This is a genomic window from Acinetobacter pengchengensis (assembly GCF_982235305.1).
Window position 1 is genome coordinate 1,146,043 of record NZ_CEVATJ010000001.1, and the last position, 18,788, is coordinate 1,164,830.

Here is an 18,788-nt window from a genome sequence, read left to right on the forward strand (position 1 = left end):
CAAATGCGTTCATTTTTCAATGTTATAGTGAATCATTATGCAAGATATGTATTTGAGATCATCCATTGAAACGTGTATTACTGATCTGCGGTTTGAGTTTTGCCAGTATTGCGACAACCCAAAGTGCTAATTTGACCACCACAGCACAATTTAATGTGCCTGAAATAGGCAGTGGTGTGGGATTAATTGATCAGCAAAAAGAACGCAGTATAGGCGAAAAAGTCTATCGGGAAGTGCAGCGTAAAATGCCTGTCACGCAAAACCCGTGGCTAGAAGATCAATTAATCAATACGTTTTCGCATCTACTCAGCCAAACTCAACTGGGGCAACCTATTGGGTTACTCATTATCAATGATCCACAAATTAATGCTTTTGCCGTGCCAGGCGGTTTATTTGCGTTAAACACAGGTCTTATTAATTCTGCCCGTAATATGGACGAAGTTGCTGGTGTAATGGCGCATGAAATTGCCCATGTATCTCAACGTCATTACAGCCGATCTCAAGAGGCATTTAAAGGGCAGGGCTTGTTAGCTCTAGCTGGAGTTGTGGTTGGGGCATTGGTTGCCTCACAAGCTGATGGTGATGCAGGCGCAGCAGTGATGATGGGTTCTCAAGCCGCTTTAATGGATCAGCAATTGACCTATAGCCGTAATCAGGAACGTGAAGCAGACCGTATAGGCATGCAATATATGTATAGCGCAGGCTATAACCCACAAAGCATGGCAGATTTTTTTGAAGTGATGCACCGTACCACCAGCCGAGTCAGTTTCTTGCCAGATTTTTGGTTTACCCATCCCTTAACCTCAGAGCGGATGAGTGAGGCGCGTTTACGTGCTAATCAATTACCACCTGTGCCAACCTCGCTACGTGATGATGACTTTGAAATTTTAAAGTTATATAGTTTGGTGGTTTCTCATCAGGCGACAGAACAACAGCTTAAAGCATTTGCAAACCGTAATCATTTTGCTGCGCAGTTGGCTTTGGCTTATTTTTATAGTCAGCAAGGCGATTTTGTTTTAGCGCAGCAAAGTATAGATCAGGCTAAAAGTCAAAATCGTCTTCATAATTTATTGACACTTATTCAAACTGACATTTATTTAGGGCAAAATAAAACTGATTTGGCGCTTAAAACAATTAGCTCACCTGCGCGAATTATGCCTGAAAATCGTGCGCTGAATTATAAATGGGCAGAGGTTTTGATTCGCAAAAATCAAATCATACAGGCAGAAAATATTTTGAAAGATTTCTTGCAAAAAAATCCACGTGATTTATCGGCTTGGAATTTAATGCAGCAAGCGGCAAATGCAGACCGAAGTTCTGCCTTGCGCACCGTAAATGTGTTACGGTATCGTGCAGAAGTACAGTATTGGTCGGGTTGGGAAGAAGAGGCAATTAAATCATTACTGCACGCGCAGCGCTTAGCCAAAGACAATCAGGCGATGTCGGCAAATATAAAAAACCGTGTGACTGAAATGCAAAGAGAGCGACAGTTAAAAATATAAGTCAGGCGTACATACGGTGACATAACAATAAAGAAAAGGAGTTTAAGAATGATTGAGGGACAATGTTTATGTGGTGCGGTGTATTACCGTTACCACGCCGAAATTCAAAAAACAATATTATGTTTTTGCCAGCATTGCCGCCGTGCGCAAGGCAGTATTATGGGATGGAATAGTCCAGTTGCACGTGAACATTTTGAAGTGGTGCGTGGCTTAAAATACTTAAAAGAATATTTTCACAGTCCCAATAAAGCACGAGTATTTTGTCAGGAATGTGGCAGCCCGATTTATTCTTATCGGCTAGATTTACCCGATATTATTCGTTTGCGTTTAGGAACTGTGACACAAGGCAAAGTTCCCGAACCATGTGAGCAAGCTTTTGCGCAATACAAACCAAACTTTTTGGCAATTGAGTCCTGTGAATAGTTATTCACTGAATATACAGTGCTAAAATATAACTTGAAATTGAGTTGAAACGACCCTGAATTGAAAATGAAAAAATATATCTATTTATGCCTTATTTTGGGGATGAACTTGCCAAATGTCTATGCTGCGAGTGCAGAGCAGTATGTGTTAGCTGTCGAAGAAATTAATATGCAATATAAACAAGATGCTCGACAGTTTTTACGGGGGTTAAATCCACAACAGCAGGGTTTTAATCCGCAGCAACAGCAGCAGTTTTGCGGCATTGTCAGTCGTTATGTCGATCGCTTATATCAGGCAGCAGATGAAAATCGTGCCTATTTGGATCGTCGTTATCAGAATATTAATAAACAGGATGTGATTCAGCAGGTCAGCGCATCTAAAGAAATGCAATTGCTGAAAAAGTATCAAGTGAACTGCGATTTAAAGTAAAAAGCGTCTAAGGGTGAGTAATAATTTATCTCATCCTTGATCTAGTATTTTACTGAATAGTATTGGAGCGAAAGATTAAACAGGTTTAATCTGACTTTTAAATGAGTGTTTGGAAAAACACAAATTTGGGATGAGTTGATTAGCTTAATTTGCTTTTAATTTTTGCAGATACTTGTGCAGGATCGGCGCGCCCGGCTATGAGCGGACGCAGAGAGTTCATCACCTTACCCATATCTTTCATGCTAGTAGCTTGTTGCGCTTGAATGGTTTGCGCAATCATGGAATCAAGTTCTTCCTCAGTCATAGCTTCTGGTAGAAACTGAGATAACACCTCAATTTCAGCTTGTTCCTTACTAGCTAAATCTTCTCGGCCAGCGCCTTCAAAGGCTTTAACCGATTCTTTACGTTGTTTAATTTGCTTTTCAATGACCGCAAGAACCTGAGCATCGTCAAGCTCTTTGCGCTCATCGACTTCGATTTGCTTAATTGCCGCCTGTAGACTACGAATTACCGTTAACTTACCCATTTCTTTGGCGCGCATTGTCGCTTTCAAAACGTCAGTGATTTGGTTTTTTAAAGTCGTCATCATTTAATCCAGACAGGCAATCACAAATTAATTAGTAAAGGCGAGTAGTACGTACTGATTCACGCGCCAATTTCTTTTGGTAGCGTTTAACAGCAGCAGCTTTTTTGCGCTTACGTTCTTGAGTTGGTTTTTCGTAGAATTCACGTTTACGTACGTCAGCTAAAACACCTGCTTTTTCGCAAGAACGTTTGAAACGACGGATAGCTACGTCTACTGGTTCGCCTTCTTTCAATTTAACTTGTGGCATGAAGAATCCTCATTAAGTTATGGATAAGATCTGGGCGAAATTGCCCACGATCACAAGTGAAGGTCAATATTTTACTCATTTACATCTCATATCACAAGTCTATAATAGATTTCGCAATAGAATTGATACAGGTTATAGGCAATTTAATGATCGTTTTAGGCTTGGAAACATCTTGTGATGAAACGGGACTTGCACTGTATGACAGCGAGTTGGGTTTGCGCGGGCAAGTACTGTATAGCCAAATTAAATTGCATGCAGAGTATGGTGGTGTAGTACCCGAACTGGCTTCACGCGACCATGTGCGTAAACTGATCCCTTTAATCAATCAATTACTTAAGCAGAGTGAAGTCAAAAAATCTGAAATTGATGCAGTAGCTTATACCCGTGGCCCAGGGTTAATGGGTGCACTCATGACAGGTGCTTTATTTGGACGAACTTTGGCATTTGCCTTAAATAAACCTGCGATTGGCGTGCATCACATGGAAGGGCACATGCTTGCACCATTATTGTCTGCAACACCACCAGAATTTCCGTTTGTGGCTTTATTGGTTTCGGGTGGACACACACAGCTCATGGCAGCTTATGGCATTGGTCAATATGAATTGTTAGGTGAGTCGATTGATGATGCTGCGGGCGAAGCTTTTGACAAAGTTGCCAAAATGATGGGTTTACCGTATCCAGGTGGGCCAAATATTGCCAAATTGGCTGAACAAGGTGATGCCACAGCCTTTGAATTCCCACGCCCAATGTTGCACCAAGGCTTAGAATTTTCTTTTAGTGGTTTAAAAACCGCGGTTTCAGTGCAAATGAAAAAGCTGGGTGATGAAAACCGTGATGCAGACATTGCGGCAAGTTTCCAAGAAGCGATTGTTGATACTTTGGTGAAAAAATCGGTAAAAGCTTTAAAGCAAACAGGTTTAAAACGCTTGGTGATTGCGGGTGGCGTGAGCGCAAATACTCGTTTACGTGAGCGTTTAGAAGCAGATTTAGCTAAAATTCGTGCAGCAGTTTATTATGCAGAACCTGCATTGTGTACTGACAATGGCGCAATGATCGCTTTTGCGGGTTATCAGCGTTTAAAAGCAGGGCAGCAGGATGGTTTGTCTGTGACCACGACTCCGCGCTGGCCGATGACGGAATTGACCAATCCAGAGCAAGCATAAAAGATCATGTAAAAGAGGCGAAAGCCTCTTTTTTTAATGCTTATAATGCAATGAATTTAATAATTTTTTATTGAGTTAAAATGAAATCAGTCAGATATAAAGATTTAAATTTGGGTAATGGGATATTTGAAGGTTGGAATGATCAGCAGGGTTTGATGATATGCGGTTATGAATGGGGTAACTCTAAGAAAGATCAGGAGCAGTCACAGGACGCAAAGCCAGTTGATTTTAATATCGCCTGTACCTTTAGTAACAAAGTTCCGAGATATGGGCAGGGTGCTTTATCATGGCCCTATGATAATAGAATTAAACGATGGTTTGCTTTATGGGGGCATCCGCTTGATAGTAATGAATATGGTCAGGATTTTGATAAGTCCATTATACAGACCAATTGGGCCAATACCTGCAATCATCAATTAGCGAATTACTCGCATCTGTTGAGCGAAGAACAGGTCAATAATTTTATAAATCATATCAGTATCTTAAAACCTAAGATTATCCTGTTTATGGGAAGTCAGCTGATACATCTTTTAAGAAATCCTATAGTTAAAGCCCGTTTTGAAGAAATTATAGGTACAGAAATTCTAGATAGTTTTGTAGTGAAGCAAAAGAAAGAGTTTTCAGGAAGAAAATTTAAAATATATTTTTGTGAGTTTGAAAACTGTCAGATTATAGGTTTACCACATCCATCTTCAAGCCGCGGGTTATCTGATCGGTATATTGAATTATTTGAACCTGAAATGAATACGATCATTTCACAATTTAAAAAAGAAAAAGCGATTAATCCTTAAGATAGAAAACCCAATCTCACAAGGTTGGGCTTTTCAACATGATGAGCGAACAGATTGTAGATGAGGATTTTCAATCCACAATCGCTGTTTCTGTCAGGCAAGAAAATAGGCAACTTAAAGTTGCTTTAACTGCGCAGAGCCAATCCAATGTTTTGAAAACTGATAGGCGGCACGACCAGAACGCTGCCCACGTGCCTGACACCAGCGTAAAGCTTCGGCACGCGCTTCAGCGGTGAGTTCCATCTCCGCCTTTTGCAGATAATGCTCGACAATTTCTAAATACAGGTTCTGATCCATTGGATAAAACGACAGCCACATCCCGAAACGATCGGACAATGAAATTTTTTCTTCAATTGCTTCTTGAGGATGCAATTCAGTATATTGCGGTACATCTACCCGCGTTACTGGTGTATTTTCATGCATAAACTCAGGTAATAAATGCCGGCGGTTACTGGTGGCATAAATCACAAAATTACTTGAACCGGACTGTAATGAACCATCTAGCACGCTTTTTAAAGAACGATAATTTTCATCTTCTGCGTTAAAAGCTAAATCATCGCAATAGACAATAAATTTCTCAGGACGATGCTGAATGATCTTCTGAATTTCTGGCAATTCAGACAAATCATCGCGTTCAATTTCAATTAAACGTAATCCCTGATTGGCATACTTAGTCAGTAATGCACGTACAATAGATGATTTGCCTGTACCGCGTGAGCCTGTGAGTAACACATCATTGGCAGGTAAGCCATTTAAAAACTGCAAGGTGTTTTGAATGATCTTTTCTTTTTGCTTTTCGATGCCTTTTAAATCATCCAAATCAATTTTTCTTGGTTGTTGAATCGCAATCAATTGTTGATCTTGCCATTTGAATGCAATAGCAGAAAAGTCGGTTTCTTGTTTTAAAGCAGGTAAACTTTGCTGTAGTTGTTGGAGTACATGCGAAAGTGATATTAAGATGTTGTCGGGTAAATCTAGGTTTGCCATGATAGTTCAGCTTTATAATTGCAGAGCGAAAAGTACAGTTTAAGACTAGCGCAATTGACCTAGGTTTGCCAATTGCGGTACTTACTTAGTCATTGACGCATGTTATTATTTTTAAGATATTGTTGTGTATAGTAGGCATCGGCAAGCGTAGTGCTGCGAATAAACTAACGGATTGAGGAATGCTATGTTATTTAAAGGTTTCACCGAAGATGTTAATCCGCATCAAGCCTATCGCATAAAAAAGCTCAAGCACCAAATTCAAAATGCCGAATCTTATGAAGAATGGAAAAGTATTGCCATTCGTATAGATGAAGAAACTGGTGCGCAAGAATGGAAATATGACAACAGTTCACCATATTTTGACGCGGAAATTATCTCGCACCGTTTAAATTTATTACGCCGCTACCGCACTACCGAACGCAGTCGCGATTTAATTTATATATTGCGTGAAGGTTTAACTTTTGACATTGCCAATATTGCTCATCCTATGTTGTTCACTGCAACTTATGTGGGTACTAAAAAAATTATTGAAGATTATGTTGATGAAGTCAGCAAAAGTTTGGCTTTTGTCGCTTCAGATGAATGTCAGGCTTTCACCAAATCAGAAAAAATAGAGTTTTTTCAGCAATGTCAAACGGCATACGGACAACCTGCATTGATGTTCTCTGGTGGTGCAACGCTAGGTTTGTTTCATACAGGTGTTTGTAAGGCATTGGCTGAACAGGATTTAATGCCTAAAGTGCTGTCGGGTTCGAGTGCAGGCGCAATAATGACTGCAATGTTAGGTATCTCAAAACCTGAAGAAGTACAACATATATTGGGTGGTGAGTCATTTTTCCACGAAGCATTTCAGTTTAGACAAATGCGGGAAATTCTTAAAGGCAATGGTGGGATTGCCGATGTACATTATTTAAAAAAATTCCTGATCAAAAACTTAGGCGATACCACGTTTGAAGAAGCGTTTAAAAAATCAGGTTTACATATTAATGTGGCGGTTGCGCCTTACGATACATCGCAAGACTCACGCATTATGAATAGCTTTACTGCACCAGATTTGTTGGTTTGGAGTGCGGTGTTGGCCTCGTGTGCTGTGCCAATTTTATTTCCACCAGTACGTTTAACCAATAAGCGCTATGATGGCGAATATACTCCATATATGGGCAAAACTCGTTGGGTGGATGGCAGTGTGCGTAGTGATTTCCCGCAGGAAAAGATGGCACGTTTGTATAATATCAATTACACCATTGCCAGTCAGGTGAATCCTCATGTGGTGCCGTTTATGCAGGATGATATTAAGCGTTATCGTAAAGATATGCTGAGTTGGCCAGAACGGATTATTCGTCGTCAGGGTAAAGTGATTAGTCGTGGGGTAATGGATTTTGTACGTGAGCGTGCAGGTGCTGTACCGCCAGTGCGTCGTTTGCTAGATCATGGCTATGGGATTGTCGATCAGCGCTATTATGGTGATGTGAATATTGTAGGAAGTTACAACCTACGTCATTACAGCTACATGTTGCAAAACCCAAAACCACATTTGTTTAAAATTTTACAGCGTGAAGGCGAACGCGCGACTTGGCCTAAAATTTCATCGATAGAAACACATGCACGTGTTGGTAAAACTTTGCAACATTGCTTAGAGTTATTAAATGCACCTCAAATTGCAGTATCTACTGAAGTCGCAGCAGAAATGCGCCCTGGCGTAATTGTTGTTTAATATTGTGAATTTGGATGTTCAACAGTTAAATTCTGCGCAGTTCGAGCTGCGCAGTAAAGCACAAAGTTTGCAACATGGTCGGCATATCTATCGTTTTGAACATCAAGGGCAGTTTTATTGGCTTAAAGTCCAACAACCAGGTGTTCATCCGACAGTAGAGCAGGGCTTTGCACAAGAATGGAACTTCTATAAAAAGTACGCGCAATCATCACATTTATCTTTTTTATTGCCATGTCAATTGATGGATGCTGTACCCATTCATATTCAGTCGCATGGTAATTCACATGACATTTTATCTCATTATTCACAGGTCTATTCACGTGCTTTAATTTTGCCTGAAGCAAAAGCTGTTCTTGCGATGGGTAATTTACCTGAGCATACAGAAGAGATTAAACATATATTTTGGCGTGTCTTTGAAGCAGTAGAAGTATTGCATCAATTGGATTGGATTCATGCCGACTTAAAAGCTGAACATCTTGTACAGTTAGATGGACATATCAAGCTATTAGATTTTGAGCAAGTACAGCAAGTTGCAGATATTCAATCTCAGGGGATAACGATAACAGCTACACCGCGTTATATGGCGCCAGAGTTATTTCACGGGCAGCCTAAAACTACACAAAGTGATATTTATGCGTTAGGCATTATTTTTTATGAATGGTTAACGCAACAACGCTTACAGGCAAATAGTTACCATGATTGGGCGTATTTACACTGTCAAAGATTACATATTCAACTTCCTGCACATCTACAAGCATTTTTACCACTACTGAATCACATGCTAGCGAAGCCCATTTCACAGCGTGCAGCGAGTATTGCAGAGTTGAAATTATGGCTTAGTGGCTGAATATGCTGAAGAAAAAATCAAAAAATAGTTTTTTGTTTTTTATTTAAACAGTCATTGCGCTTTTTTATAAAAAAGGCTTGTCATCAGGAAGTGATCTCTATAATATACACAGCCATCGGGGACGTGGCGAAATTGGTAGACGCACTGGATTTAGGTTCCAGCGCCGCGAGGTGTGAGAGTTCGAGTCTCTCCGTCCCCACCACTTAAATATCAAGCCAGCTTGATTTTAAGTTACAGAGGATTGGTGTAATGGTAGCATGACGGTCTCCAAAACCGTTCGTCAAGGTTCGAATCCTTGATCCTCTGCCAAATTAAAATCCAACAACTCAGTTGGTACCCGATGTTGGGGGACGTGGCGAAATTGGTAGACGCACTGGATTTAGGTTCCAGCGCCGCGAGGTGTGAGAGTTCGAGTCTCTCCGTCCCCACCATGTATTAAAGAGCAAGGCCTTGACCTTGCTTTTTTATTGCCTGTTATTTAGCTTTAAATCATTGCATCTCTTTGACAAAGTTTCGATGTATTTCAAGATTTGAACTTCGTATAAAAAAGCCCACAAACAGGTTATGGGCAAAATTATCTTTAAATATTGATGAAATACGATTTGAATTTTTATTTTTTGCATCCTATCAAGTTCAACCGTTATCGCATAATTATATATGGTATAAGTATTTATGCTTTTAAATGGTCTTCAAATTCCTCGCCTAATTTCATTGCCAAAGCATTACCAGAAAGCTCGCAAGTGACTAAACCATACTCTTTTTGAAAGCTAAACGTGAAACCGTGACCATCCGCCAAATTTTTGACTGAATAACCTAATTTTTCTAGCCAAATACGAAACGCAATTAAATTTTTTGCTTTAACAACTTTTTTCACGAGAGAACTCCTATCCATTCATCTAAATATTAATAGGGATATTTCTTGGTTTTTTAAAGGGCAGAAATGTATTTCTTAGATATTTTTTGCACTGATTTTGCGAAGTCTAAAGTCTTTTTTTGAAAATAGAATATTTTGAAACAATTGTTGAAGAATAAATTTTTGATATTTATTGTTTTTATTGGATTGGTGCCATTGATTTTAAGGTCTTAAATGTATTGCCAAAAGATGACTTAGAAATATTTTGTTAATGATTTTTTGGTTTAGGCTGTATTTATTTCAGCATGTACACATGAAGATTATCCATTTTTTATGCGAAGCTAGGACTTACGCACTATCATTTATAGATTCTCTGTGGTAGCAGATGATTTTTATCGAGAATAAAGTCATCAATGAAGTCTTTGATGATTGGTCTAAATAATTTCTTCTGCCAACGATATACATTTTCAAAGATCCCCTCAAACTGGTTCTTTTGTATCTCGACGTAGGCCATCAAGGCTGAAAAAATATGATTCAAAATCAGTTTAGATCGTCTTACTTGAAACTTTTCAATATGACAAACCTGTTTAATCACTCGGTGATATTGTTCTATTTTCCAATGACTTGAATGTAATTCATGAAAACCATCAAAGGACAATAAATCATCTTCATCTTGATGCACAATATAAAACCTCTGCTGTTCTTTTAACTGAGTCTTAAATAATTGTACAAAGCCAAAATCTTTGAGCCAGACCACTTGACCCTGATGGAAATCTGGCAATAAACGCAGTTGAAACCATTGTCCTTTTTCTGGGGAAACCTTACGGTTACAGTCGATACCAAACATAAATCGAATACCATATTTTCTTATGGTTTTTAGATTTCCAGTCGATGAATACCAACTATCACCTGTAATAAATTGAATCTTTGCACCCCAACTGAGTACTTCACTTAACATATCCATAAAGTAATCATTCTTGGTTTTACTTTCAGATTTGTCATAAATTCGGAAATTAATTGGAATATTTTGACCATTTTGATCTGTCGCATACAAGGTAATGAGATTAATACCCTTGACGGATCGGTGGTGTTTGCCTGACCAAAAATAGCTAACTAAGTCCATATGTTGACTATATGGTTTATCTAAAACAGTATCATCAATACTGACTATAAGTTTATTATTATCAATATGTTGAATTGCTTCTTGATATAGGTCGTGAGGTGTGTAGTCTTCACGCTCTAGAAAGCGATTTACACTATCATGCGAGATATTATAAGTCTCGGCAAGTTGTGTGCAGCTAATAGAGTTCGGTTCTGTCATGAGAAAGCCCATATAAATGGGTAGAGTACAAGTTGCTGTAGAAGCATTTTTAATTCGTCTGATCACAGATACTTTATAAAGTATTTTAATACTTTTTTGAATCCGTCAATGCGTAAGTCCTAGAAGCTTTAATTTAGCGAAATGTGTATCAGTGCGTAGCATGTCAGTACTTAATAGGCATTAGCTTTTACTATTGTTCAATTTGAAGATTTGTGAAATAGCCATGATCGCACAAACAATTCAACAGCAGGTGGAGCACATCGTGAAGCTGATACAAAATCAAGGACTAGAGCCTGTTGCTGTGATGCTCGGGTATGAAGGTTGATTATTGTTTTCCTTCCAATCCGAAGTGGTTTATGCTGCCTTCTGGCAGCGCATGCCGTTATCAGCCTGGATTGTCCAATTTTTGGTACGGGCCGATGAAATGAACGCTGTGCGTGTGGTGACGCAAACTCAATGAGATGAGTTTGCGGCAAGCCATCAAATTTTATAAGCAATCTGTGTTGTGTAATTGAACATCGTGATGACTTATAAATCCATTTAAAAATTATCTTTCAATTCACGTAATTTTTGAAATTCTTGGACGCTTTCTGCTCTTAAAAATGGATTGGTTTCGAGTTCCAATTCAATACTGCTTGGCAAAGTCGATTGATTTAGCATACGTAAGTTTTCAATATGCTGATAACGCTCCTGAATTGCCAAATTTTCGGGTTCTACATGTAGCGCAAATTTTGCATTGGCAAGGGTATATTCGTGGGTGCAATACACTTGGGTTCGCGGTGGCAAAGCAGCTAATCGATTGAGCGATTGGTACATTTGCTGATGTGTACCTTCAAAAACACGGCCACAGCCCATTGCAAATAAAGTATCGCCACAGAACAATACATCCAACGCATCTATAAAATACACAATATGCCCCAAGGTATGTCCCGGAACGGCAATAACATCAACCTGTAAATCATGAAAATTGACATGGTCTTGGTTTAGTAACGGATGCGTGATAAACGGAATTCTACTCAATTCTTCACGTGGCCCATAAACAGGCAAATTACCTTCCGCAATGAGTTCAGGCACACCGCCAATATGATCTTGATGCCAATGCGTCAACCAAATTTGCGCGATCTCTAAACCATGTTTTTGGCAAAAATCTTTAACAGGTTTGGCATCGGTTGGGTCAACCACTACCACTTTTTTACTGGCACAATGCTCAAGCAACCAAATATAGTTTTGTGATGGTTTTTGCGCATCAATAAGATGGACTTGGTAGTGCATGCTCAATTCCTGAAACTTAATCGCTTGTGGCTATTACAGCATGCTTTTGCGGGCGTGTAAAAGTGTATCCCTAAGTGTCAGGGTATTGCTTTGCTGTATTACTGCTTGATGATGAACAAGAGATAAAAGAAAAAATAGAAATAAAAAACCAAATCCATAAAAAATGCCGTGATCCACACGGCATTTTAAAACAGAGATTCGGTTTGGTCTTAGCGGATTTTTGCCAAGAAACGACCTAATCGTGTCATTGCTTCACGTAATTCATTTTCTGCAGGCAAAAACACCACACGGAAATGATCAGACGTTGGCCAGTTAAAACCTGTACCTTGAACCAACAAAACCTTTTCTGCTTTGAGCAAATCGAGCATTAACTTTTCGTCATCTTCAATTGGATAGACATTTGGATCAAGTTTAGGGAAGCAATACATTGCGCCTTCAGGTTTGACACAAGACACACCAGGAATGTCGTTCAACATTTTCCATGCAATGTTACGTTGTTCGTATAAACGACCACCCGGACGAATGAGGTCATTGATAGACTGATAACCACCCAATGCCGTTTGAATCGCGTATTGCGCCTGATGATTGGCACACAAGCGCATAGACGCCAGCATGTCTAAACCTTCAATGTAATCCGCAGCACGAGATTTATCGCCTGTAATTGCCATCCAGCCTGAACGGAAGCCTGCGATGCGATACGATTTAGACAAGCCATTGAAGGAAATACAGAGCTGATCACCCGCTAAAGCTGCAACTGCAACATGCTCAATGCCGTCATAAATAATTTTGTCGTAAATTTCATCGGCAAATAAAATTAAGTCATATTTTTTTGCCAACGCTACAATTTGTTCCAACACATGACGTGGATAAACCGCACCCGTTGGGTTATTTGGGTTAATAATGACAATACCACGCGTATTTTGCGTGATTTTACTTTCCATATCAGCAATGTCTGGATACCAAAAGTTTTCTTCATCACATTTGTAGTGAATGGCAGTACCGCCCGATAAATTTACTGCCGCAGTCCAAAGCGGGTAGTCAGGCATAGGCACCAGCATTTCATCGCCATCGTCCAACAAGCCTTGCATTGCCATAACAATCAGTTCAGACACGCCATTGCCAATATACACATCATTAACATGCATATCGAAAATGCCTTTTTGCTGATAGTATTGACAAATTGCTTTACGTGCACGGAAAATCCCTTTGGAGTCGGTATAACCAACCGCATTGGGTAAGTTCAATGCAACATCATTAATAATTTCTTGTGGCGCTTCAAAACCGAATGGGGCAGGGTTGCCAATATTTAGTTTAATAATTTTATGACCGGCTTCTTCCATTTCATTGGCCGCTCGTAACACAGGTCCGCGAATGTCGTAGCATACATGCTCAAGTTTTGATGATTTTTTTATTTCGCGTGGAGTTGTGTTACCTAGTACGGACATAGTTCCATCCAATCATTAGAAGATAAATAAATTATAGATTACTGAAATATCACAATCTATGCTGAAATTTAGCTAGATATTTTGCAAGCTCTAGCGTAAATATGGAAGTACTGAAGCATGACACTGAATGTCAAAGATTTAAAGGAGTTAGTGATGGGAAAACTCAATAAAACAGACCGAGAATGGCAAAGAGAGTTATCACCAGAGGAATTTCGGATTACACGTCAAAAAGGTACAGAGCCTGCTTTTACGGGGAGATATTGGAATACTAAACAAGAGGGTATTTATACCTGTCGTTGTTGCGGTACAGCACTATTCTCATCAGAAACAAAATATGACAGCGGTAGCGGTTGGCCAAGTTTCTTTCGTCCAATTCAGCCTGGGGTGATTGAGGAGCATCAGGATGACTCGCATGGTATGCAGCGTACCGAGATTGTTTGTCATCATTGTGACGCACATTTAGGGCATGTTTTTGATGATGGCCCACAGCCAACAGGATTGCGCTATTGTGTAAATTCGGCTTCTTTAGAACTCAAAACACAAGAAAAAAATGATGAGGGAAATTATCCATGACCAACATTTATCAGTTTGAAGCTGAGTTATTAGATGGACAAAATAAAGCCTTTAGTGATTATGAAGGGAAGGTCTTGTTGATTGTAAATACAGCCAGTAAATGTGGTTTTACGCCTCAATTTGCAGGTTTAGAAAAGTTATATCAACAATATAAAGATCAAGGTCTGGAAGTTTTGGGCTTTCCGTGCAATCAGTTTGGTGGGCAAGATCCAGGTTCCAACGAGCAAATTGGGAGCTTCTGTCAAAAAAACTATGGTGTCAGTTTTCCAATGTTTAGCAAAATTGATGTCAAAGGTCCTGAAGCACATGCGATTTTTCGTTACCTGACCAACAACAGTAAAGGTATTTTGGGTAACGGAATTAAATGGAATTTTACCAAATTTTTAATTGGTAAAGATGGCAAGGTATTGAACCGTTTTGCTCCCACCACCAAACCTGAGGATTTGCAGGCGGAAATTGAAAAGGCATTAGCTTGAGTGTGGTAAATATTCATAACACAGAATAAGTGGAGCATATTCTTGTTTATTTGTAAGCATCCGGCTAACACAGCCTTACCAAGCGATCCTATAAGCCTTAATTTAGTTCCCACCTAAAAACAAGTGGGGACTTAATCCATGAACATGGATATATATTCAGCAACACCTCCTGTTGCTAAAAAACGCAGAACATACAGCAAAGAATTCAAACTCAGTATTGTCAATGCCTGTAAAAATCCTAATACCTCGATCGCTTCGGTCGCACTGCAACATAGTATTAATGCCAACCTTGTCAGTCGTTGGATCAGGATCTTCAGCCATCATGAGGGTGCCGTGCAGGATCCTACTCATGTGAATCCAGCATTTATGCTTTGCCTTACACTGCTGCAATCAGCCAACCTATTGATGAGAGGATCACGTTGTGTATCACCGTGCCTCATACGAATAATGATATTCAGCTAAAATGGCAGACATCAGAAATATCTGCTTTAGCAGAATTACTCAAGGCACTTGCAACATGATCCGCATTGATGAAATCTGGCTTTCTACCCAACCTCTGGATATGCGAGCAGGGATGGATACTGTCATGGCTCAGGTGGTGAGAGCCTTTGGCTACATCAAACCGCATTGTGCTTACCTGTTCTGTAATAAACGTGGCCATCGCATGAAAGTACTGGTACATGATGGATTGGGCATCTGGCTGTGTGCCCGGCGGCTGGAACAGGGCAAATTTCACTGGGCTCAAGTTCACCAAGGTGAAACCGTGGCCCTCAGCCCGGAACAGTTACAGGCACTGATCCAGGGTTTGCCCTGGCAGCGCATTGGACGACAGCAGGTGGTGACGATGCTTTAAACCAGGCTGCTCCATTCTGCTATTCTCCAAACGTTCTATTTCATTCTTCTCATGACCTCAGGCATACTGCGGTCATGAATACGCTGCCTGACTTAAGCCAACTGACCCATGAACAACTGCTGGAATTTACCAGACAGTTGGCGCTGCAGCATCAGTCTCTAGCACAATCAAACCAGCAATTAGATGCCAGAGTTCAACATCTTGAAGTCACCAATCAGCAATTAGATTCTAAAGTTCAACATCTTTCTATTCTCAATCAAAAATACGAGCATGAACTCGCACTATTTAAACAGCACAAATTCGGCAGTAAAAACGAACATCTCACTGCAAAACAAATCCATCTATGGGATGAAGCGGTTGAAGAAGATATTGCCGCGGTTGATCTGGAACTGGAACGGCTGAATGCAGATAAAACCGATGCAGCGACACACAAAGCCAAAGCAAATAAACCTAAACGTCGACTGCTGCCCGATCATCTACACACCATTCGTATTGAGCATGAACCAGCATCAACCCAATGCAGTTGTGGCTGCCAGTTACGTCGTATCGGCGAAGATATCAGTGAAAAACTGCATTTCAGACCGGCACAGTTCTATAAGGAACAGCATGTGCGTGGCAAATGGGTCTGTGATCAGTGTGACACCCTGACTCAGCAAGCGATGCCCGCCTATGTGATTGATAAAGGCATTGCTTCACCTGAACTGCTCAGCCATGTGCTGGTATCGAAGTATGCCGATCATTTGCCGCTGTACCGTCAGCGCCTGATCTATCAGCGGGCGGGCATTGATCTGTCCAGATCTACTTTATCTGACTGGATAGGTCGCTGCGGTGTGGAACTGGAACCTCTGGCCAATGCCTTAAAACAGGTGGTGCTGCAACAGCGGGTGATCCATGCCGATGAAACGCCGGTCACCATCATGCGGATGGGTGATGATGAGAAAAAACCGAAGAAAGGTTATGTCTGGGCCTATGCCACTACACAGTACAATCCAGTTCAAGCGGTGATCTATGACTTTCAGGATAGCCGTTCAGGTCAGCATGCAGAAGAGTTCTTGAAAGGCTGGCAGGGCTATCTAGTCTGTGATGATTACAGTGGTTATAAAGCACGCTTTAAATCAGGCGATGTCATTGAGGTGGGCTGCATGGCGCATGCACGTCGTAAATTCCATGAGCTACATGTGACTGGGAAAAGTCAGATCGCTGAACAGGCATTACTGATGATTCAGAAACTGTATGCGATAGAAGCAGAACTCAGGAAAAAGACCGATGGTACAGCGGAAGACCGCCGCGAATACCGACAACAGCATAGTCAACCAGTGATGCAACAACTATATGAATGGCTCAACCAACATCATCTGACAGTGCCATCGAGTTCTCCCACCGCCAAGGCCATCAATTACACTCTGAAGCGTTGGCCAGCTTTAAGCCGCTATCTGGATGATGGCAATCTACCTATTTGCAATAATTGGGTCGAGAATCAGATGCGTCCCTGGGCGTTGGGGCGCAAGAACTGGCTGTTTGCAGGTTCGCTGCGCAGTGGTCAGCGAGCGGCAAACATCATGACGTTAATCCAGTCAGCAAAGCTGAATGGGCTGGATCCGTATGCCTATTTAAGTGATGTGCTGAAAAGGTTACCGACACATAAAGTGACCCAGATTGAAGAGTTACTGCCACACTGCTGGAAACCTAAATTGAATTAAAAATTGGTATGGGATTCAGCGGACGCTTACGTTTATTTTGAATGTTTATTGATAAAAAAGATCCTTCGGGATCTTTTTTATCCGAAAGGCTGTGTGGCACAAAGATTTGAAAGTCAAAGCACCACTATTTGAGCCGAATTTAAGGATTAAGTTGTGTAAGTGGTCGCCCTAATTCCGCAAATCTGTTGAGGACTGCTTCACGTGCATGAATCTCATGTACGGGTTGGGAATATACAGATCGTATTACGATTAATATTGATTATTAAAAAAGCACATCTGTGAAGTTTTGTCTAATTGACTATCTTGATATAGCAGCATAAAAACCGACTAAACAATATGCTGTAAGTCGGTTTTCACGGGGTTAATATCTTTAGTCTAAAGCAGTTTTTCGATTCCGATTAATCGCTTGTACATTCATCTAACAACAAGCTTATAAAACCGCTTTAAGACGTTGAATCACTTGTTCACATTGTGCTAAATCTGCGACCAAAGCCAAGCGAACATGGTTTTCACCTGGGTTACCTTGTACAGTTTCACGAGATAAATACCGACCTGGAAGCACTTTAATATGGGCTCTTTCCATCAACATTTTGGCAAAGTTTTCATCATGATCGACTTTGAGCCAGTAATAAAAACCCGCATCTGGTTTTTTTAGTGGCAGTAAATGCCCAAGCTCTGTTTGAAATAATTCAAACTTGGCGCGATATTGTTGGCGGTTATCTTCAACGTGCTGTTCATCATCCCAAGCCGCAATAGAGGCTAATTGATGTTGAACAGGCATTGCCGCACCATGATAGGTACGATATTGCAAATAAGGTTTTAATAAGTTTGCATCGCCCGCAACAAAGCCTGAGCGCATGCCCGGTAAGTTTGAGCGTTTAGACAAAGAGTGGAATACGATGCAGTTTTTGTAGTCATCGCGTCCAAGTTCGGCACAGACTTCCAGTAAACCTGTAGGTGCTTGGTCAAACCATAATTCCGAATAACATTCATCGGATGCAATCACAAAATCATATTGATCTGACAGAGCAATCAGCTTTTTAAATAGTTCTTTTGAAAGGACAGCACCGGTTGGATTTCCTGGTGTACAGACAAACAATAAAGCGGTTTTTTCCCAGACTTCTGCAGGTACGGCATCAAAATCACCCAAGTAATTATTGTCTTCGGTGCAATTGATGAAATAGGGTTGAGCACCTGCCAATAAAGTTGCTCCTTCATAAATTTGATAAAATGGATTGGGCATCACTACATAAGGTGCATCTTCACGTTGAATTAAGGCTTGTACGAAGGAAAAAATCGCTTCACGCGTACCTGAAACGGGGAGAACTTGAGTGTCTGGATTAACTTGCTTTAAATGAAAGCGTTGTGTCAGCCAATTGGCAATGCTGTGACGTAATTCAGGCAGACCTTTGCTGTTCGGATAAGTCGATAAATGCTGAAAATTATCAATAATGGCTTGTTTGACAAATTCAGGTGCAGGATGTTTGGGCTCACCAATAGACAGTGGAATTAACGGCAAATTTGCAGGTTGTACGTCCTGAAATAGTTTGTTTAACTTTTCAAAAGGATAAGGCTGTAATAAGGACAAACTTGAGTTCATGGATGT

At 40.5% G+C, this 18,788-nt stretch carries 19 protein-coding genes, 3 tRNA genes and 1 pseudogene; 15 read left to right on the forward strand and 8 right to left on the reverse strand.

The window, feature by feature from the left end; translation table 11 throughout:
• Positions 1-65 precede the first annotated feature (65 nt).
• The 3 genes from AC0T5Z_RS05530 to AC0T5Z_RS05540 all read left to right on the forward strand — a co-directional run bounded on the left by AC0T5Z_RS05530 (position 66) and on the right by AC0T5Z_RS05540 (position 2,354).
• Entirely contained in the window at positions 66-1,502 is a 1,437-nt protein-coding gene (locus tag AC0T5Z_RS05530) for a M48 family metalloprotease (protein ID WP_291340360.1), read from the forward strand.
• Between the two features lie 48 nt (positions 1,503-1,550).
• On the forward strand, positions 1,551-1,925 hold the full coding sequence (locus tag AC0T5Z_RS05535) for a GFA family protein (protein WP_070155993.1): 375 nt from the start codon (positions 1,551-1,553) through the stop codon (positions 1,923-1,925).
• A 66-nt stretch (positions 1,926-1,991) separates the two neighbouring features.
• Positions 1,992-2,354, forward strand: a complete 363-nt coding sequence (locus tag AC0T5Z_RS05540; protein ID WP_070155991.1) for a hypothetical protein — start codon at positions 1,992-1,994, stop codon at positions 2,352-2,354.
• 139 nt (positions 2,355-2,493) lie between these two features.
• Here AC0T5Z_RS05540 and AC0T5Z_RS05545 read toward each other — a convergent pair whose 3' ends face one another.
• Together AC0T5Z_RS05545 and rpsU are read right to left on the reverse strand one after the other, a co-directional pair.
• Entirely contained in the window at positions 2,494-2,940 is a 447-nt protein-coding gene (locus AC0T5Z_RS05545; RefSeq protein ID WP_070155989.1) for a GatB/YqeY domain-containing protein, read from the reverse strand.
• Positions 2,941-2,971: 31 nt separating this feature from the next.
• Complete coding sequence (gene rpsU, locus AC0T5Z_RS05550) at positions 2,972-3,187, reverse strand: 30S ribosomal protein S21 (protein WP_001136722.1); 216 nt, start codon at positions 3,185-3,187, stop codon at positions 2,972-2,974.
• Positions 3,188-3,333: 146 nt separating this feature from the next.
• On the opposite strand from rpsU, the gene tsaD reads away from it, so the two are divergent.
• Together tsaD and AC0T5Z_RS05560 are read left to right on the forward strand one after the other, a co-directional pair.
• A complete protein-coding gene (gene tsaD / locus AC0T5Z_RS05555; protein WP_315277972.1) occupies positions 3,334-4,350 on the forward strand; it encodes a tRNA (adenosine(37)-N6)-threonylcarbamoyltransferase complex transferase subunit TsaD in 1,017 nt (338 codons plus the stop codon).
• Positions 4,351-4,430: 80 nt separating this feature from the next.
• A complete protein-coding gene (locus AC0T5Z_RS05560; protein ID WP_291339644.1) occupies positions 4,431-5,141 on the forward strand; it encodes a hypothetical protein in 711 nt (236 codons plus the stop codon).
• A 114-nt stretch (positions 5,142-5,255) separates the two neighbouring features.
• On the opposite strand, the gene AC0T5Z_RS05565 is transcribed toward AC0T5Z_RS05560, so the two are convergent.
• Complete coding sequence (locus AC0T5Z_RS05565; RefSeq protein WP_435337442.1) at positions 5,256-6,128, reverse strand: ATP-binding protein; 873 nt, start codon at positions 6,126-6,128, stop codon at positions 5,256-5,258.
• Positions 6,129-6,312: 184 nt separating this feature from the next.
• Between AC0T5Z_RS05565 and AC0T5Z_RS05570 the strand changes: the two genes are divergently transcribed.
• The 5 genes from AC0T5Z_RS05570 (at position 6,313) to AC0T5Z_RS05590 (ending at position 9,120) form a co-directional block, all read left to right on the forward strand.
• On the forward strand, positions 6,313-7,842 hold the full coding sequence (locus AC0T5Z_RS05570) for a DUF3336 domain-containing protein (RefSeq protein ID WP_291339640.1): 1,530 nt from the start codon (positions 6,313-6,315) through the stop codon (positions 7,840-7,842).
• Positions 7,835-8,689 carry a serine/threonine protein kinase gene (locus AC0T5Z_RS05575; RefSeq protein ID WP_435337441.1) on the forward strand — a complete coding sequence of 285 codons (855 nt, stop codon included), beginning with the start codon at positions 7,835-7,837 and terminating at the stop codon, positions 8,687-8,689. The genes AC0T5Z_RS05570 and AC0T5Z_RS05575 overlap by 8 nt, the downstream gene beginning before the upstream one ends.
• 117 nt (positions 8,690-8,806) lie before the next feature.
• Positions 8,807-8,891: transfer RNA gene (locus AC0T5Z_RS05580), tRNA-Leu, on the forward strand.
• Between the two features lie 33 nt (positions 8,892-8,924).
• Positions 8,925-8,998 (forward strand) — tRNA-Trp (locus AC0T5Z_RS05585).
• Positions 8,999-9,035: 37 nt separating this feature from the next.
• Positions 9,036-9,120, forward strand: a tRNA-Leu gene (locus AC0T5Z_RS05590).
• 239 nt (positions 9,121-9,359) lie between these two features.
• Here the strand turns inward: AC0T5Z_RS05590 and AC0T5Z_RS05595 are convergent.
• The 4 genes from AC0T5Z_RS05595 to AC0T5Z_RS05610 form a co-directional block, all read right to left on the reverse strand.
• Entirely contained in the window at positions 9,360-9,563 is a 204-nt protein-coding gene (locus tag AC0T5Z_RS05595) for a hypothetical protein (protein WP_004971452.1), read from the reverse strand.
• Positions 9,564-9,900: 337 nt separating this feature from the next.
• Positions 9,901-10,929, reverse strand: a complete 1,029-nt coding sequence (locus AC0T5Z_RS05600) for an IS701-like element ISAba11 family transposase (RefSeq protein WP_473786262.1) — start codon at positions 10,927-10,929, stop codon at positions 9,901-9,903.
• A 474-nt stretch (positions 10,930-11,403) separates the two neighbouring features.
• The gene (gene gloB, locus AC0T5Z_RS05605; protein WP_291339635.1) at positions 11,404-12,135 is read right to left on the reverse strand and encodes a hydroxyacylglutathione hydrolase; all 732 of its coding nucleotides are present in this window, start codon (positions 12,133-12,135) and stop codon (positions 11,404-11,406) included.
• Positions 12,136-12,344: 209 nt separating this feature from the next.
• Complete coding sequence (locus AC0T5Z_RS05610) at positions 12,345-13,580, reverse strand: pyridoxal phosphate-dependent aminotransferase (RefSeq protein ID WP_473786267.1); 1,236 nt, start codon at positions 13,578-13,580, stop codon at positions 12,345-12,347.
• A gap of 153 nt (positions 13,581-13,733) precedes the next feature.
• Between AC0T5Z_RS05610 and msrB the strand changes: the two genes are divergently transcribed.
• From msrB to tnpC, 5 genes and pseudogenes are all read left to right on the forward strand, one after another.
• Complete coding sequence (gene msrB, locus AC0T5Z_RS05615) at positions 13,734-14,153, forward strand: peptide-methionine (R)-S-oxide reductase MsrB (RefSeq protein ID WP_291340410.1); 420 nt, start codon at positions 13,734-13,736, stop codon at positions 14,151-14,153.
• On the forward strand, positions 14,150-14,629 hold the full coding sequence (locus AC0T5Z_RS05620; RefSeq protein WP_291339631.1) for a glutathione peroxidase: 480 nt from the start codon (positions 14,150-14,152) through the stop codon (positions 14,627-14,629). The genes msrB and AC0T5Z_RS05620 overlap by 4 nt, the downstream gene beginning before the upstream one ends.
• A 138-nt stretch (positions 14,630-14,767) precedes the next feature.
• A pseudogene (locus tag AC0T5Z_RS05625) lies at positions 14,768-15,150 on the forward strand (transposase).
• Positions 15,147-15,482, forward strand: coding sequence for an IS66 family insertion sequence element accessory protein TnpB (gene tnpB, locus AC0T5Z_RS05630; RefSeq protein ID WP_000618087.1), 336 nt, complete (start codon positions 15,147-15,149; stop codon positions 15,480-15,482). The pseudogene AC0T5Z_RS05625 and the gene tnpB overlap by 4 nt, the downstream one beginning before the upstream one ends.
• A gap of 74 nt (positions 15,483-15,556) precedes the next feature.
• Entirely contained in the window at positions 15,557-17,182 is a 1,626-nt protein-coding gene (tnpC, locus tag AC0T5Z_RS05635) for an IS66 family transposase (protein WP_435337624.1), read from the forward strand.
• 430 nt (positions 17,183-17,612) lie between these two features.
• Here the strand turns inward: tnpC and dapC are convergent, their stop codons facing one another.
• Positions 17,613-18,782 (reverse strand): succinyldiaminopimelate transaminase, encoded by a 1,170-nt coding sequence (gene dapC / locus AC0T5Z_RS05640; RefSeq protein ID WP_291339629.1) that lies wholly within the window; start codon positions 18,780-18,782, stop codon positions 17,613-17,615.
• Positions 18,783-18,788: the final 6 nt, after the last annotated feature.

Bases quoted from the DNA above. Each gene is read 5' to 3' on its own strand.
- AC0T5Z_RS05535 (WP_070155993.1), top strand. From the start codon at position 1,551: ATGATTGAGGGACAATGTTTATGTGGTGCGGTGTATTACCGTTACCAC.
- AC0T5Z_RS05540 (WP_070155991.1), top strand. From the start codon at position 1,992: ATGAAAAAATATATCTATTTATGCCTTATTTTGGGGATGAACTTGCCA.
- AC0T5Z_RS05545 (WP_070155989.1), bottom strand. From the start codon at position 2,940: ATGACGACTTTAAAAAACCAAATCACTGACGTTTTGAAAGCGACAATG.
- rpsU (WP_001136722.1), bottom strand. From the start codon at position 3,187: ATGCCACAAGTTAAATTGAAAGAAGGCGAACCAGTAGACGTAGCTATC.
- tsaD (WP_315277972.1), top strand. From the start codon at position 3,334: ATGATCGTTTTAGGCTTGGAAACATCTTGTGATGAAACGGGACTTGCA.
- AC0T5Z_RS05560 (WP_291339644.1), top strand. From the start codon at position 4,431: ATGAAATCAGTCAGATATAAAGATTTAAATTTGGGTAATGGGATATTT.
- AC0T5Z_RS05565 (WP_435337442.1), bottom strand. From the start codon at position 6,128: ATGGCAAACCTAGATTTACCCGACAACATCTTAATATCACTTTCGCAT.
- AC0T5Z_RS05570 (WP_291339640.1), top strand. From the start codon at position 6,313: ATGTTATTTAAAGGTTTCACCGAAGATGTTAATCCGCATCAAGCCTAT.
- gloB (WP_291339635.1), bottom strand. From the start codon at position 12,135: ATGCACTACCAAGTCCATCTTATTGATGCGCAAAAACCATCACAAAAC.
- AC0T5Z_RS05610 (WP_473786267.1), bottom strand. From the start codon at position 13,580: ATGTCCGTACTAGGTAACACAACTCCACGCGAAATAAAAAAATCATCA.
- msrB (WP_291340410.1), top strand. From the start codon at position 13,734: ATGGGAAAACTCAATAAAACAGACCGAGAATGGCAAAGAGAGTTATCA.
- AC0T5Z_RS05620 (WP_291339631.1), top strand. From the start codon at position 14,150: ATGACCAACATTTATCAGTTTGAAGCTGAGTTATTAGATGGACAAAAT.
- tnpB (WP_000618087.1), top strand. From the start codon at position 15,147: ATGATCCGCATTGATGAAATCTGGCTTTCTACCCAACCTCTGGATATG.
- tnpC (WP_435337624.1), top strand. From the start codon at position 15,557: ATGAATACGCTGCCTGACTTAAGCCAACTGACCCATGAACAACTGCTG.
- dapC (WP_291339629.1), bottom strand. From the start codon at position 18,782: ATGAACTCAAGTTTGTCCTTATTACAGCCTTATCCTTTTGAAAAGTTA.